The sequence below is a fragment of the Sulfitobacter maritimus genome (assembly GCF_013346665.1).
Taxonomy (GTDB): domain Bacteria; phylum Pseudomonadota; class Alphaproteobacteria; order Rhodobacterales; family Rhodobacteraceae; genus Sulfitobacter; species Sulfitobacter maritimus.
The window spans coordinates 17,633-32,367 of record NZ_JABVBB010000032.1; the positions used below are offsets into that span (position 1 = coordinate 17,633).

Here is a 14,735-nt window from a genome sequence, read left to right on the forward strand (position 1 = left end):
AGCGCGGACCCGCTTGCCTTAGACGTACCAGATGCCGTCATCTATCGCGGGGGCGACCTTGACGATGTTTTCTTGGGAGTCGGAGAAGTATTGGAGGATGGTTTCGCGCCCGAGGCCATTGTCTTGCTGATCGCTCCAGAAGGCGAAACCGGCTTGGTCGGGCGCTCTGTCGAGAATGTTGCCATAGAGCAAGCTGAGGTACGCATCATCGCTCAAGCTTTCTGGCTCGCCATATTTGCTGGCAAACTCTTGCGAGTTTAGGAAATAACCTGCCATTTCGGGCAGGGCGACGGTCTGGGCATCAAAATGCCTCAACCAGAAGCCCAGACCTTCCGCATCCGGGCTGCGGTCGAACGCGGCTTGATAAAGCCGGTAGACGGTTCCTGCATTCCCATCGGTATCGAAGGCCAGATAGCCATCATCGAACTGCAGCCGTTCGATGTTCTTCAGTTCGCGGGTAATGCCAGTGGCAGAGGCTTGGACCTGGATATTAAGGTTGTTGTCATCGGTCACTGTATAGAGGCTCGCGCCTCCTTTGAAGCGAACGGTATCAAGCCCGTCGTATCCATCTATAACATCTGCCCCGCTTGTCGTCGCCAACAGATCGTCTCGTGTGGTGCCGGAAAGGCGCGCACCATACATGATCTGGGCGCCAAGGGTATCGTGGCCCGTCAATTCGGCCAGGCTTCCGGTAGTGGGATACATGATCGTGCCGGGGTCATCCGTATGCAGCAGGCCCATGGTGTGGCCGATCTCATGTAGAGCCGTGGCGTAGAAGTTGAGCGCGGATACAGTGGAGTTTTTGCTGGTAGACCAGCTCTCTGCGAGGTCGAATCGGATTTCCGCTTCCCGGACAGTGTACATGCTCGAGCTTGCGGTGCTCTTGCTAAAATAGGACGTCGCGTTGCCGATCACCCCATGGCGCCCATCAATGCTATCCCATCCGAGGCGCAATTGGCTTTGCGCCCCATCTGCGACTTGAACGAACTGAATGTTCGCGCTGTCCTGCCACGCCTGAAACGCATCCTGGATGAGCGCTTTATAGAGGGGATTTGAGATCTCGGCGGCAAAGGCAGCTCCAGCCCCGCTGGGACGTGCAAAACTCCATTTGACCACGCCGCCGGCTTGGCCTTGCGCACCTGCGCCCCACTTATAGTCGGCCAAAGTATAGCCCATGTCACATAGCCTTTCATCAGCCGGCGGCTGATCCGTTATGAAGGAATTGGGTGTCCTGCTTGACGCCTCGGAAAGAGCCCTAGGGGGCTGTATTGTTCTTGGATTTCCTAGTTACCCCATCGGGAAATATCGGAACAAGACGAGAAAACACGCGTGCAATTGGAGTGGCGAAAAAGCACCTAAGGCCTTTTTGTCTGGCCAGGCGGGGGGGAAGGCCGGGATGCGCTATCCGGCACTGCCTGTGCCTTGTCGAGGCTTTGCGGAATGGGCAGGGGGGCTGCACCGATCATTATGTTGGCAATCCTGCGACGCCGTAGAAATGTTTCGCGCGCGAAACATTTGCTGCTGTCCGCCGCGGCGCCAGGAAAGAAAAGCGACATTCACGGCCTCCTCGAACTCGAGCAACGTCGATCTCTTTGACGTCAATCGTGTCGAAATGAGCTTGGGTTCCGGTCGAGTTATTAAGCGGCGCTTTGGTGGCTGCTTTACCTTATTCGATTCGTCTTTATGACGAGCTGAGGCAGTCACTGGAGCGCGAAGCGGAGATCGAAGATCGGCCGCCAGCACAGCTTGCGGTTCGCGCCATTCGCTTGATGCTGGAAGCCAAGACTGCAAAGCGCACAGCCATAAGGGCCGCGCTGGAGCGGGCAGATCAAGGGAAGTTCATTTCCGCCGAGGCGATGAATGACTGGATCGACACTTGGGATACTAAGGATGAGGTTTCTGCCCCGAGAGCCGACATTGCACGCACCAGCGTATGAAAATCGTATTTCTCGAAGATACGATGCAAGACATCCAATGGTTCCGTTACCACTACCAATCCGTATTTCCTGAAGGCAGCGCAAAGGCCCGCGCTCACTTGAAGGCCATCCAGAAGACGCTGACGGTCAATCCCTATGCCGGTCAGCCGAGCGATGCGCGCGAGGACGTGCGTGAACTCTCGGTACCTCGCACGCCGTTCACGCTCATTTATCGCGTGACACCGAGCCAGATTGAAATCCTGCGCCTCTGGGATGCGAGACAGGGCACTGGTTATTGATGAGGAAAGGGCGGTGCCAAAAATTCTGCTTTCGTCATAGATGACAGCTTTACCAAAGCCGGTACTCTAGGAAGTATATGGTACCATTGAATGCCCTCTTGAAGCGAGGTCCCCACGTGAGCAGTTCACCCGTCGACCGTCGCCGCTTTCTGGCGCTCGCAGGCGCAGCCTCCTTGTCTGCATGTCAGGACAGGAGCGGGTTCACCGCCCTGCCGCGGGAAGCGGCAGAAACCGCTGCGCAAGTTCAGCGCCTGTTCGTGGCCTCTTCGCGGGCGGCGGATCCTTCGCCCATTGCATTCGGGGCAGGCCGGTCAGACGCATTGAGCTTTGCCCAGCTTTCCGTGTCGATACCACTGGACCATAAGGTCGGGCAGATTGAATGGCCTCCCACGAAAAATGTTGATCCTGCCCGGCATTTTGCGCTCACCGGTGCAAGGACCATAGCCAATACCGAGAGGTTTGCTGAGGCTGTAGAGCGAACGGCTGCCACATCTGGGGAAGAGACCGTCCTTTTTGTACATGGCTATAATCAGACCTTTGCGCAATCGGCCTACCGACATGCGCAGGTAGCGTGGGATTATGAACTGCGCGGTCCGCAGATTTTGTTCTCCTGGCCCTCGGCAGCCAACCCTTTGGAGTACACGTACGATCGAGACAGCATTCTGATTGCGAGAGATCAACTCGCGCTGTTGCTTCGAACTCTCTTGCTCAAACACAATCTGCGTTTGTCTGTGGTTGGTCATTCGATGGGCAGTCTTCTCATCATGGAAGCATTGCGCCAGATCGCGCTGACGAAGGGGGCGGCGACCTTGGAAAAGATCGGGACCATCGCCTTAATTTCTCCTGACATCGACATGGACTTGTTTCAATCGCAGGCGGCAGTAATAGGAAAGCTGCCCCAGCCGTTCATCGTGGCCGTTGCTCGCAACGACCGTTTGCTGCGCCTGGCTTCCGGGCTTTCGGGTGGGGCTGCGCGTTTGGGGACGGTAAAAGACTTTGATGCGCTTGAGGATCTAGGGGTCTCCACCATTGATATGACCGCTTTGGGCAACGGCGGGAGCAATCACTTCATTGTCGGCACGTCTCCGGCTGCGATTGCGCTGATCAAAGAGTTGCGCAGGGCCGAGCCTGATACGGTCAAGGCACTTACACTCGGGCCGGTGAGTATTGCGCTTGGGCGCTAGGTTGGGATGTGGCAGTTTATGCCTGTTTTGATACGCGCTCCGCTGAAACAGTGTGGTATGTCCTGTCGCGGTGCGCTTCCCGCCTGATTTGGCGTTTGATCTCCCTTGGTGGGTCTTTTGACATTAGAAAAAGCGCTTTAGGAAGCGGTTGATTGATCTATGCTTGGCTAGGATGTCGCGTGATCTTGCGTCGTTTGTCTGAAGGAATTTGCATGACCCATATTGTTCACCCGATCTTGCTTGCGGGCGGCTCGGGCACCCGGCTTTGGCCGTTGTCGCGCAAGAGTTATCCCAAGCAGTTCGCGGAATTGATGGGCGACAAGAGCCTGTTTCAGGCCTCGGCCGAGCGCCTTTCGGGTGAAGGCTTTGCGGCCCCGATGGTGCTGACGGGATCGGACTTTCGGTTTGTGGTGACAGAGCAACTGGCGGCGGTGGAGATTGCCCCTGCGGGCATTCTCATCGAGCCTGAGGGACGCAACACCGCCCCTGCCATTCTGGCAGCGGCTTTGAGCCTTGAGGCCCGTGCGCCCGAAGCCTTGATGCTGATCGCCCCTTCCGATCATGTCATTCCCGACGCGGAGACGTTTTGCGCGGCGGTGCAGGCGGCGGCGGCGGTGGCACAGGAAGGCGGGCTTGTAACGTTCGGCATTCGTCCTGATCGCGCAGAAACCGGCTATGGCTGGCTGGAGATGAGCGAGGCCCCGGCGGCGGGGTTTGCGCCCAAGCCGCAACCACTCAAGCGCTTTGTGGAAAAGCCCGACAAGTCCACGGCCGAAGCCATGCTGGCGGACGGGCGGCATCTGTGGAATGCGGGGATCTTCTTGTTCTCTGTGAAGGCTATCATTGCGGCTTTTGAGACCCATGCCCCGGCCATGCTGCAACAGGTGCGCGCGGCCGTGGAGGGGGCGGCGCAGGATCTAGGCTTTACTCGGCTTGACCCTGAAGCCTGGCGCAAAGTCGAGGACATCTCGATCGACTATGCAGTGATGGAGAAAGCCGACAATCTCAGCGTGGTGCCCTACGCGGGCGGATGGTCGGACCTGGGGGGCTGGGATGCCGTTTGGCGGGAATGTGGCTCTGACGAGGCGGGTGTGGTGGTTACCGAGGCCGCGACAGCGATCGATTGTCATGACACATTGCTGCGCGCTGAAGCCCCCCAGCAACAGCTTGTGGGCATTGGTCTGCAGGACATCATTGCCGTGGCAATGCCGGATGCGGTTCTGGTGGCGCATAAAGACCGTGCGCAGGATGTGAAGAAGGCCGTGGCGGCACTTAAGGCCAAGGGGGTTGCGCAGGCCGAAACCCTGCCGCGGGACTATCGTCCCTGGGGGTGGTTCGAAAGCCTGGTGGTGGGCGCGCGGTTCCAGGTCAAACGCATCGTTGTTCATCCCGGCGCCGCGCTCAGTCTGCAAAGTCATCATCACCGCTCTGAGCATTGGATTGTCGTTGAGGGTACGGCCCGCGTGACAATCGACAAGGAGGTGCAGCTCGTGAGCGAGAACCAGTCGGTCTATATCCCTCTGGGAGCGGTCCACCGGATGGAAAACCCGGGCAAAGTTCCCATGGTGCTGATCGAGGTCCAGACCGGCAGCTATCTCGGCGAAGACGATATCATTCGCTACGAGGATGTATACGCCCGCGGGCAGGGGGCAAAAGGATAAGCAGGTGCTTTGCGAAGCCTTGATGCGGGCGGACTGATCCGGATGACTTTGCTAAGGGGTGACGGTGCCGACGCTCGCTCAATCTGTAGGGCGAAGCATGCCCGGGCATTCAGATATCTTAGTCTAGGCGTGAGGTGGCCTAGCATTGGCTCATACTATCTATAGGGTAGCGGAGACCTCAGAATTATAAACCCGTGGAGATCGGCGATTTGCTTGAGCCTGTCAGTTCGGAGACTTTGGTGAATGCGTTGCGCCGGTGTTCGGAGCTGATCGACCGAGCGGGTGCGTTGGAATTGATTGTGCCTGAGACGGCGCCGCGCTCGCCACCGGCGGATGCAACGATAAAGCTGATCTTTGTATCAGAGGGCAGACCGTCGCTGTTCATCACTGTCTCAGGGGCCGGCAATCCGGACCTAGTAGCCCGGGCTGTCCGTAATATCGAAGGTATCAGAGGGCTTTTGTCTGAGCGCAGCGCGGAGCCCGTTTTGGAACCCTTGGAAACCGGAGTGGTTTTGGGGCGCTCTTTTGCCGTTTGGCCGATGCTTTCCGATCTGCCTCAGGGGCGGGTGCCGCGGTATCTGGCCAAGCAGCTCATCCGGCCTGACGTGTTCGACTGGCTCTCAGACGTCTTTGCCGAGACCCATGCCTATGCCACGGCGGCCGAGCGGCAGGTGATCGCGGGCCATCTCACGAAGTTGATCGAGGATACGGCGCATCCAGATCTCCTGAGAAGATCTGCAGATCGGGCGGCGGAGCGCCTCGAGAACGGGCGATGGGTGCCGGTTCACTGTGTTCAGCATTCAGACCTGTGGATGGCCAATGTGATGTTGGCTCCCGCCGGGTCTTCGCGGTCCTTTTGCGTGATCGATTGGGCCGGTGCAAATTGCAAGGGGTACCCGTTTTTCGACCTTTTCCGGTTTGCGCTCAGCAGCAATCCGGCGATGCGTCTCGTCAAGGTCCACGTGCGAGAACAGCTCGATCAGATAGAGGCAGAGCCTGTTGATGCGGTGTCTTGCGTGCTTTGCGCTTTGGGCGCAACCCAGGCGCAGCTCGAGTTTTTTCCCGAAGACCTGTTCCGCCGGATGGCCGTTGAGACGATCGATTTTGCTCTGAAAGTCTGCAAGTGAGGATGGGGGCTGGATTTAACTTTACTTTGGCTTGGAAATTTTTCGCATATTCAGCTTAAATGTCTGTATGATAAAGCAAAACCGTATGTTCTCTCCCATTGTCTTATATGTCGATCCGCATGTCTTGGAGCAACATACGCTGGAGCCCCATCTGAAGTGGGTGGTCTGGTCGGCCGTGAACCTGCCGCGCCTCTTCACTCATCATGTGGTCTTCCGTCTGAAGGGTTTTTTGTCGCGCAAAGGGGTTTTCGGGGGCCAGTGGGACTTAAAAAGCAAGCCGTTCGAGGAGCGCGAAGAGTTCCAGCTGATGAAAGACCTTTATGAGTGCTTGCCAGATTACAGGCAGTCGTTCTGGTACCAGCGCGGGCTACAGGCGATTTCAGAGAAAGGGCAGTTTTCTCATAAGGATCTCGTCGCCCAGGATCCTGCAGAACTGGATCGGCTTTTTGAGGGCTATCTGATCAAGATACTGGCCACGATGAGGCAAGAGGGCTACCGCCAGAGGGAGGGAGCAGATTATCCCGAAGCGATGATCGGACGCGACGGCACGCTCATCAAGACGGCGCATGGGACCCACAGGCTGGCTGCAGCCAAGGTGGTGGGGGCGGCGGGTGTCTTTCCGGTCAAAGTGATGGGCGTCCACCGCCAGTGGCTTGCGGCGGTATTGGCGGCCAGCAGTAGCAACGAGGCAGAGGCTGTTTCAGCCGCGCTGAAAGAGATCGAGCGAAGGTATCAGGCCGGTACTTAGATCACCCGCCAACGCCAGTTTGGATGAGGGCCAAGATGTCAGACCGGTGAATCCAGATCGCGGCACTGCCGAACGCAACCATGAGCCCTAGAAACACCATGTCGTGAAGCCCGTCCCATGCGCGATACGTCCGGGCGAGCCAGATGATCGCGGGCAGAGACAGAAAATGCGCTGCGGCCTGCCCGCCAATCGCGCCTACCATCCCGAAGAAATAGGTGCCTGAGAGCATCAGCGAAAGCATGAGCGCGGCTTTCACCAAAGTTACCATGAAGAACTGCCGGGAGTTCCCGTGGGCCAAGGCGGCGTGGGTGTATGTCAGTCCCACAGCCAGGGGCATCTGCGCACAGGCGACCAAGACAAGTATCACGCCGGAGGTGGCATAGCGCACGTCATACAAAAGCTCGACGAGGTGGGGGCCCAAGAGGCTTAAAAGGATCAGGAGGGCAAACAATCCCGCAGTAACGGCAAATCTGAGCTTTCTGATCTTGGCGAAATTTTGGGGTGAAGCAGCGGGGGGGTGTTCGCGGTAGAGCGGGATCAAAACTTTGCTCGAGACCTTCTGTGTGAGCATGACCGGGAAGCTCGCGAGAAAAAAACCGATGGTATAGATCCCGAGGGCTTCTGCGCTGAGAAACTTTCCTAAGATGATCTTGTCGCCCTGGGCCACGATGAAGCCGCAGATGGTGCTGAAGAAAATCCATTTTCCAAAAGTTATCAGCTCGGTCGCCGCTTTGGAGTTCCACAAAAGGCGGTTCTTATGGCCGGGCAAGCCGAGCTGCATCAGAATGAGCAGCATCAGGCTGCTGGCAAGGCTCCCCCAAACGAGCGCCCATACCGATTGCAGCTGCCAGGCGAGCAACAAGGTGAATAAGAGGCCGCCAGCCTGACCGAGAAGCTCGAACTGTGTGACCCGCCCCACTTGAAGATGACGATGCGCAGTGGCGATGCGGGTGGGCATCAGTCCCGCTGCGATGAGCTCCAGCCCTGCGATCGGCAGGATGGTGGCCAGCAGAGGCTCATCAAAGAAGTTCGCGACAGGCCAGGCCATCACGCAGCTGAGCCCCCACAGGATGACACCTCGCGCGACCTGGAGCGTCCAGGCCGTGTCGAGAAAGACCGGATCGTCTCCTCTATGATCTTTTTGAATCCAGGGGCGGATGCCAAGATCCGAGAACATCTTCGCGCCGACGATAAACATGGTCACGAGGGCCATCAGGCCGAAGGCTTCGGGAAAAAGCAGCCGGGTTAGGACGAGATTGCCGGCCAGCCTCATTCCTTGGGAGGCCAGAGCTCCCAGCCCGATCCAGCTTGAGCTTTGCAGCACGCGCCTGACGACCGACTGATTGTTCACACCTGAATCTTGCAGTGTCATGCGCCGAATGCTCCCACATCGCTGTGGTTAGAAGTACCGGTAGTCCGGGGTGGCGTAAATCACAGTGTCGTCATTTGCCTCGCGGGGCGGGGCGATCAGAATGCATTGTGCGAGGGGGGGGATGACCCGCATTCTGCTATCGGACACCTGCGAAAGCGCCTCGGGTTTACGCAAAAAAGTCACTGGTCGCTACCGAACGTCACTGCGCAAAGGTGAGACGACGACGTCTGCGGCTTACCTGTCGACGTTTCTTACGATGACCATCAGTATTTGTTGCTCGGAGCTATGACATAGATGCGTTCAGGGCGGATGAGGCCATCGAGCAGGTCTCTGGGCAACACCCGGTCACCGATCTGCGCGTTTCCCAAGCCCAATAGTTTCCACTCTGGTCCTGCAGTCAGGGTGGATTCAAACTGGAAACTTGCACTTCCGGAGGTGTCGGTGACGAACCAGCCGTAGTCGCGCAAGGCGCGGGCGATAATGCGTGCGGAGCGCTGTGTGCCCTTGGAGGCGCCGCTCAGGCTGCGGACCCAGGTTTCGATTTCGGCATCACTGACCCGCAGAGCGAAGCGCATTCCAAGGGGGATCCCTTCGCCCCCATGGGCATTTTCAAGTTTGGTGGCGGGAGGCAGATAATATCTGCCATCGGGATTGGAGATTGGCATGGAAAGCGCGTGCTCGATGCGACCTCGGAAGATCTCTTCGGGACGAACCAGCATGGCAAGATAAGGAATGCCGATGCCCCGTGAGGGTTCATAGCCTTTGGTGCGAGAGCGGTAGTCTCCGGGAACACGGTTGCCGTTGGTGACGAGAAGATGATGGCGTCGTGGTTTGACCTGAAAGAGGTTCCATTCCAATCCTCTCGCTTCATCAAGAACAATGACCTGGCCATCGTTGCCGGCTGCGGGTCGCCAACTGGGGTGCCAGGGGATCTTTTTGCGATTGATGTTCGAGCGCCAGCGCGTGCGGACTTCTATGACCCCGGCGGCATCTGCGGCTTTGTAGACTGGGTAGGTATAGGTGACGAAGCTGAGGTTGTAATTGCCTTTGGTGTTGGGGGCATCTTGCCACATCAGCTGGGCGTAATAGGCACTCTTGTCATGAATTGGCAGACCTCTGACTGGAATGTTCCAGGGGGCCGCAGAACCATAAGGGCGCTTGTAGCTTGCGGCCCGTGCCTGAAGATCAGCCAAGACGGAAGCGATATCAGTGCTTTGTCCGGGGGATGCGAGACCGAGCAGGAGCAGACAAGCCAGGAGCTGAATGCTTATCCGCAGGCTGCGTTGCCGCCAAAAGGAGAGGCCGGGTGGGTTTTTCATTTTTCAGTCAGTGCCTCCTTGCGGAACAGTGACAAAACGGAGAACACGGTCTTTGGATCGATAATAAATATGAGGACAGCGTAAAGCAACGATCCCAACAGCACAGCGGTCCCGAGCGCAGTTGTTTGACCCAGCAGTTGGACCAAATGTGGTTCGAGAAGGCGCACCACGCCCGCGAGGGCCAGCGCTGCGATCACCGGCATTGCAATGGCACGGAGGGTTTCCGTCGCCCGGACCTCCCAATAGCTGCGCATGACCCAGATGCGCAAAACGGCTGCAAGGCATTCTACGAGCATCACGGCGAGGGCCACGCTGAGAATATCGCGCGTTACGCCAGCGACCAGCCAAACCAGCGGCAGTCCCACGCCAGTTTCCGCGATGGAGATTTTTGACAGAAGTGAGGGGCGTCCGGTTGCCTTTAGAACGTCGCCTGCCGTCCATCCCAAAGTGATGGGAATGCCGGTCAATGCGAGCACGGCCAGCACCGGGACCGCATCCGTCCATTTTTCGCCGAACAAGACCAGGACCGCGAGGGGGGCGACGGCCGCGAGACCGAGAGAGATCGGCGCCATGATCATCATGCTGGCCGTCAGCGTTTTGAGGTACGCCCTGCCCAACCGCGGCACATCTTCAGCGACCGCGGTAAGGGATGGGAAAATCACTTTGGTCAGCGTGGCGCAGATCCCGAGGATCGCAATATCGGGCAGGCGTGCAGCCATATAGTAAAGACCCAGTTGCACATCTCCCAGGGCGGCTACGATTGCCATTTGGTCCGAGCGTCTGCGCAGCACAAAAAGAATGCTGACCGCCACGATATGGCGCCCATAGGCAAAAAGAAACTTCGCCGCTTTGGGGGCCCACAGGGGCCCCGTCGGGCGCCAATCCGAAGCGGCCCAGAGCAAGACCACGCGCACAGCCCGGCTGATCAACATGGCAAGGACAAAGCTGGCGATGCCATAGCCCAGTTCCAGCATCAGCAGGATGACGGCGCATTTCACCGCAACAGAAGTGATTTCAGCTATTGCCAGTCGACCGAACTGGAATGACTTCTGCAAAAGTGCTTCTTGTATCGCGCCTGCGGTATTGATTGGAAAGATCAGCGCGAGCCAGGTCAGAAGACTGACGATCAGAAGGTCTTCCACAACCATAGGCGCCAGCTGCGCTGCCCCCAGGACCAGAACAGCCTGCGCGATTCCAAGGGCTATAAATAGGATGAACCCGGTGTTCAAAGACGATTGGGATTGGTCTCGGTTATAGATCAGCGCCTCGCGGAAGCCCAAATCGCGCAGCATGTCCACCATTTCGATGGCCAAGACGGCGGCGGCAATCAGCCCCATCTCTTCCGGGTGGAGGTAGCGGGCGAGCAAGATGACCGAGACGAGGTTCAGCAGGCGGGAGCCTATATAGCTGAGCAATGTAACGGAGGCCCCCCGTGCAGCTTGTCGGCCAAGGCCGTGGGACGGTTGGGGCTGGGGTACGCGAGACATCTGGCCATGCTCCGAACAGGCCCCACCGAAATATGATGGGTCGGGCAAAGCGTGCCAGAAAAGTCAGGCTCTGCCCATCCTCTTCGTAGGTCAGGCGGGTCTTGGTGATTTTTTGTAGAATTTCTGGTAGCCTTGGATTTCCAGGTGAGCCAGCAGGCTATCCAAAATAGAGCGAACGGGAATGGTCAAAGGTAGACGTAGAAGACAGGCTCGCCTTTGGGTGCTTTGTTACCATGCCGTCTGTGACACTCCTAGGCCAGTCGAAGATTTCTGTTTTCTGTCGGCCGGCCGATTTGAAGAGCACATGCGAGGTCTGAGCCGGAGCCGGTATGACGTGCTGGCGCTCGATGCGGCGCTGGCGGCCCAAGCCAGGGGGGAGCTAGAAAGAGAGACCGTCGCCATCACTTTTGACGACGGCTATCGCAACAACCTGACCGTTGCTGGCCCCATTCTCGAACGTTTCGGGTTTCCTGCTACGCTTTTTGTGACCACCGGTTTTATCGATAGCGAAAAATTGCTTTGGCCCAACCGCATCTTGCAAGCCGTGCAACGCACTGCGCTTACTTCCTTGTACTGGCGCGATCATGATTTTCCCTTGGTAGATAAGAGAGACAAAAGCGCAGCCAATGCCAGATTGCAGGCGGCAGCAAAGTCTTTAAGTCCACAAGATCCCGGGGCAATTGCGGAAGAGATCGAGCACGCTCTGGAGGTTCCGGTGAACCCGTCCACGGCCCCGGGCACGGATTTTACCATGGTGTCCTCGGCGGAGATCGCTGCAGCGCGACACAAGGGTATTTTCCAGTTCGGCGCGCATACGGTCACCCACCCCATTCTGTCAGCTCTGGATCAAAAGGCTCTCGAAACCGAGATCGCGGGGTCTGTTGAGAGCCTACGGCGCTTGAATGGAGGGGAATGTGTCGGCTTTGCCTATCCAAACGGGCGCAGCCAGGATTTTGACGCGCGTGCGATTGCCATATTGCGAAAGCTGGGCATCAATCATGCGGTGGCCACAAATGCGCAGCCGAACACGGCAGGCTCAGATGCGTTCCGTCTGGGCCGCTTTGCCATTGGCGCATCCGATACTTGGTCCATTCTGCGTTGGAAGCTGCGGAAGGCCTCTGTTAAATCGAGGCTCAGTCGCCTTGGGTCGAACCGCCGGCGGTCTCAGCGACATCTCTGACTTTTGGCGTAAGCTGCGCCGACACACGTGCCGCTGCCACTGCCCAAGAGCGCTCATGGGCCAATACCCGCTTTGCATTCTGGCCAAGTCGGCGCGCTTTGTCGGGATGCGCAAGGAGATCGTCGATCGCCTTGGCGATTGCGGTTGGGTCTTCGGGCGGGACCGTAATGCCCGTTTCCCCATCCGTCACCGCCTCCATCAAGCCTCCTACCCGGGTGGCGATGACGGGTTTGGCAAAGCTCTGCGCCAAAGCCAGCACGCCACTTGCCGTGGCGTTGCGATATGGAAATACGACGAGGTCCGCCATCTCCATCAAAGGGCTAACTTTCTCATTTGGTAGATAGTCAAAGTGGAAACGACAGCGTGCTTCGATCCCGAGTGATTTGGCGCGCCGACGGAGCGCTTGCGTGTCGAACATCTTTGTCGGGTAGCCGCTGATAACAAGTCGCGCATTATGTCGTGTTGGTACCTGCGCAAAGGCCTCGAGCAGGTGATCGACCCCTTTGCTGGGTCTGAGCAGTCCAAAGAACAGGACTACCTTGTTAGATGGGTCAATCTTGAACATGTCTCGAAGCTCTTGGGGGGGGGCTGCGACATCATGAAAAATGAGTTGTGGAGGATGGGGAAGAACGCAGGATCTCCCGGAGAAACGGTAGGTTTTATGGAATTCTTCCTGTGTGTCTTTTGCGAGGAAAAAGATTGTCTCAAAGCAGCGGTAGCCCATACCTTGGGCCAGATGCCCAAGATGCGCCATTGGGCCGGTCTGTCGGTCTCGCTGTGCAAATTCGTGGCAGATCTGGGAGAGGCGGATCCCCGCAAGCCGTAAGGTCGCCAAGAACACGAAGAGAAACGGAAAGCGAATTACGCTAAAGATAGCGACATCCGGCCGTTCTCGCAAAAGATAGACCGTCAGCCGTGTCCACTCCCGGATCAGTACCATACCCCGCCATGCGCGCCGGAGCTTGCGCTTGATACGCGCGATCCCATCCTGCCCAATCTGAGAATTTGCCTCGATTTGAGGCCAGAGTTTCAGGATCGGGGCGACAGGGATCGCCCCTTGGCGTTCTGCCAGTTCAAAAGCTTCGCCTGTGACAAGTGTTGTCTCATGTCCTTGTTCGCCTAATGCCTCTGCGAGATGGTAGGCAAAATGGATAAGCCCGCCCTTCGCGTCGGTTTCGACGACTGTAATTTTCACCTGACTTGGCCCGTTTTTTGGATAAGTCCTTCGTAAAGCTGGCTCAGGCGCTCAATCTGGACCTCCAGGGAAAATTCCTTTTCGGCGCGTCGGCGAGCGGCTTGGCCCCGGGCCAGGCGCTCCGTGCGACAGCGGGTCAGGCTACTTAATGCAGCCGTAAGGGCTGCCGGGTCATCTGGTGGAACCAACACACCTTCTGTGCCATTCTCCACCATATGCGGAATTCCTCCCACAGCGCTGGCGATGATCGGCAGGCCGCTGGCCATGGCTTCGATGACGACGGTTGGCAGCGCATCTGCCAAGGTTGGCAACACAAAAAGGTCCGCCGCCTTCATCAGGTCAGCGATATCGTTGCGATACCCAAGAAATTGCACGTTTGCACTTATGCCCAACTTTTGAGCCTGCAGTTCGAGTTGGTGCCGCTCAGACCCTTCGCCGATGATCAAAGTTTGCAGGGCCTGTTTTTCTGGTACCAGCTTTGAGAGAGCCATAAGGAGCCGGTCGATACCCTTTTCGGGGCGCAGAACCGCGACGCAGAGTGCGAGTGTTTCCTCGTCGCCGATGCCAAGTGAAGCGCGCATCGCCTGCCGACTTTTGTGGTCTTGGGACCCGGGGCCGAAGCGTGCGAGATTGATCCCGTTTGGCAGCACCATCAGCTGGGCCCGACACAAGCCTTGAGTCTGCGCCTGCGCGCGCGAAGCAGGCGACAGAGCGATCGTTCGGGAGATCCAGTCGTTTAGGCTGTGCTTCATCAGCGCCATACGCAAGGTGCCGCCAAAAGAGCGGCTCTCAAAGCCGTCCGTATGGAGTGTCGCGACAGTTGGAATATGCGCCCATCGGCTGAGCCCCCCTGCTAGAATAATGGCATATTGCAGGTGCGCGTGAATGAGGGCAGGGTCCTTGGCGCGCAGGTCGCGCCAAGCGGCGTGGATCTGATCAAGCCGTCGGATCTTTGTGATCGGCATGAGCGTGACCGGTATGCCCTGATCTTGAAGCCGCTCGATCTCCGGATTGCCATCCTTTTCTTGGAACGTTGCAACACTGGCGTCATACCCCGCATTGCGCAAGCCGCCGAGGATCGGCGTCAGCAGTCGTTCTGCTCCGCCATGGCCGAGCCCGTCGATTAAATGGATGATCCGCCGCCTTGCGGCGTTTTTCGTCAGAAGCGGCGTGCAGAAATTCCTTGTCATGAACAGCCCGATTGAGAAGGGTAGACCTGCGTAGTCAGTCCTAAATACCGGACCAAC

General features: G+C 57.8%; 13 protein-coding genes. 7 read left to right on the forward strand and 6 right to left on the reverse strand.

What is annotated here, in order from left to right; genetic code table 11:
- Positions 1-18 precede the first annotated feature (18 nt).
- Positions 19-1,176 carry a DUF4214 domain-containing protein gene (locus tag HTT03_RS09320; RefSeq protein ID WP_174859576.1) on the reverse strand — a complete coding sequence of 386 codons (1,158 nt, stop codon included), beginning with the start codon at positions 1,174-1,176 and terminating at the stop codon, positions 19-21.
- A gap of 476 nt (positions 1,177-1,652) precedes the next feature.
- Here HTT03_RS09320 and HTT03_RS09325 point away from each other — a divergent pair, with 476 nt between their 5' ends.
- From HTT03_RS09325 to HTT03_RS09350, 6 genes are all read left to right on the forward strand, one after another.
- Entirely contained in the window at positions 1,653-1,937 is a 285-nt protein-coding gene (locus tag HTT03_RS09325; protein ID WP_174859577.1) for a CopG family ribbon-helix-helix protein, read from the forward strand.
- Positions 1,934-2,215 (forward strand): type II toxin-antitoxin system RelE/ParE family toxin, encoded by a 282-nt coding sequence (locus HTT03_RS09330; RefSeq protein ID WP_174859578.1) that lies wholly within the window; start codon positions 1,934-1,936, stop codon positions 2,213-2,215. The genes HTT03_RS09325 and HTT03_RS09330 overlap by 4 nt, the downstream gene beginning before the upstream one ends.
- Before the next feature lie 116 nt (positions 2,216-2,331).
- Positions 2,332-3,399, forward strand: coding sequence for an alpha/beta hydrolase (locus tag HTT03_RS09335; RefSeq protein WP_343035766.1), 1,068 nt, complete (start codon positions 2,332-2,334; stop codon positions 3,397-3,399).
- 212 nt (positions 3,400-3,611) lie between these two features.
- Positions 3,612-5,060, forward strand: a complete 1,449-nt coding sequence (locus HTT03_RS09340) for a mannose-1-phosphate guanylyltransferase/mannose-6-phosphate isomerase (RefSeq protein ID WP_174859580.1) — start codon at positions 3,612-3,614, stop codon at positions 5,058-5,060.
- Between the two features lie 194 nt (positions 5,061-5,254).
- Positions 5,255-6,187, forward strand: coding sequence for a phosphotransferase (locus HTT03_RS09345; RefSeq protein ID WP_174859581.1), 933 nt, complete (start codon positions 5,255-5,257; stop codon positions 6,185-6,187).
- Between the two features lie 85 nt (positions 6,188-6,272).
- Positions 6,273-6,935 (forward strand): hypothetical protein, encoded by a 663-nt coding sequence (locus tag HTT03_RS09350; protein ID WP_217482787.1) that lies wholly within the window; start codon positions 6,273-6,275, stop codon positions 6,933-6,935.
- Position 6,936: 1 nt separating this feature from the next.
- Here the strand turns inward: HTT03_RS09350 and HTT03_RS09355 are convergent, their stop codons facing one another.
- From HTT03_RS09355 to HTT03_RS09365, 3 genes are all read right to left on the reverse strand, one after another.
- Positions 6,937-8,307, reverse strand: coding sequence for an oligosaccharide flippase family protein (locus HTT03_RS09355; RefSeq protein WP_174859582.1), 1,371 nt, complete (start codon positions 8,305-8,307; stop codon positions 6,937-6,939).
- Between the two features lie 263 nt (positions 8,308-8,570).
- Complete coding sequence (locus tag HTT03_RS09360) at positions 8,571-9,626, reverse strand: hypothetical protein (protein ID WP_174859583.1); 1,056 nt, start codon at positions 9,624-9,626, stop codon at positions 8,571-8,573.
- Positions 9,623-11,113, reverse strand: coding sequence for a lipopolysaccharide biosynthesis protein (locus HTT03_RS09365; RefSeq protein WP_174859584.1), 1,491 nt, complete (start codon positions 11,111-11,113; stop codon positions 9,623-9,625). The genes HTT03_RS09360 and HTT03_RS09365 overlap by 4 nt, the downstream gene beginning before the upstream one ends.
- Positions 11,114-11,447: 334 nt before the next feature.
- Here HTT03_RS09365 and HTT03_RS09370 point away from each other — a divergent pair, with 334 nt between their 5' ends.
- Positions 11,448-12,293 (forward strand): polysaccharide deacetylase family protein, encoded by an 846-nt coding sequence (locus HTT03_RS09370; RefSeq protein WP_174859585.1) that lies wholly within the window; start codon positions 11,448-11,450, stop codon positions 12,291-12,293.
- Here the strand turns inward: HTT03_RS09370 and HTT03_RS18895 are convergent.
- Both HTT03_RS18895 and HTT03_RS09380 read right to left on the reverse strand, forming a co-directional pair.
- A complete protein-coding gene (locus HTT03_RS18895; protein ID WP_174859586.1) occupies positions 12,247-13,488 on the reverse strand; it encodes a glycosyltransferase in 1,242 nt (413 codons plus the stop codon). The two genes, HTT03_RS09370 and HTT03_RS18895, sit on opposite strands and share 47 nt — an antisense overlap.
- Entirely contained in the window at positions 13,485-14,678 is a 1,194-nt protein-coding gene (locus HTT03_RS09380) for a glycosyltransferase (protein ID WP_174859587.1), read from the reverse strand. The genes HTT03_RS18895 and HTT03_RS09380 overlap by 4 nt, the downstream gene beginning before the upstream one ends.
- Positions 14,679-14,735 lie beyond the last annotated feature (57 nt).

What these genes read in the sequence shown, in the direction of transcription:
- HTT03_RS09320 (WP_174859576.1), bottom strand. Translation starts at nt 1,176, where the DNA reads ATGGGCTATACTTTGGCCGACTATAAGTGGGGCGCAGGTGCGCAAGGC.
- HTT03_RS09330 (WP_174859578.1), top strand. Translation starts at nt 1,934, where the DNA reads ATGAAAATCGTATTTCTCGAAGATACGATGCAAGACATCCAATGGTTC.
- HTT03_RS09340 (WP_174859580.1), top strand. Translation starts at nt 3,612, where the DNA reads ATGACCCATATTGTTCACCCGATCTTGCTTGCGGGCGGCTCGGGCACC.
- HTT03_RS09350 (WP_217482787.1), top strand. Translation starts at nt 6,273, where the DNA reads ATGTTCTCTCCCATTGTCTTATATGTCGATCCGCATGTCTTGGAGCAA.
- HTT03_RS09355 (WP_174859582.1), bottom strand. Translation starts at nt 8,307, where the DNA reads ATGACACTGCAAGATTCAGGTGTGAACAATCAGTCGGTCGTCAGGCGC.
- HTT03_RS09360 (WP_174859583.1), bottom strand. Translation starts at nt 9,626, where the DNA reads ATGAAAAACCCACCCGGCCTCTCCTTTTGGCGGCAACGCAGCCTGCGG.
- HTT03_RS09365 (WP_174859584.1), bottom strand. Translation starts at nt 11,113, where the DNA reads ATGTCTCGCGTACCCCAGCCCCAACCGTCCCACGGCCTTGGCCGACAA.
- HTT03_RS09380 (WP_174859587.1), bottom strand. Translation starts at nt 14,678, where the DNA reads ATGACAAGGAATTTCTGCACGCCGCTTCTGACGAAAAACGCCGCAAGG.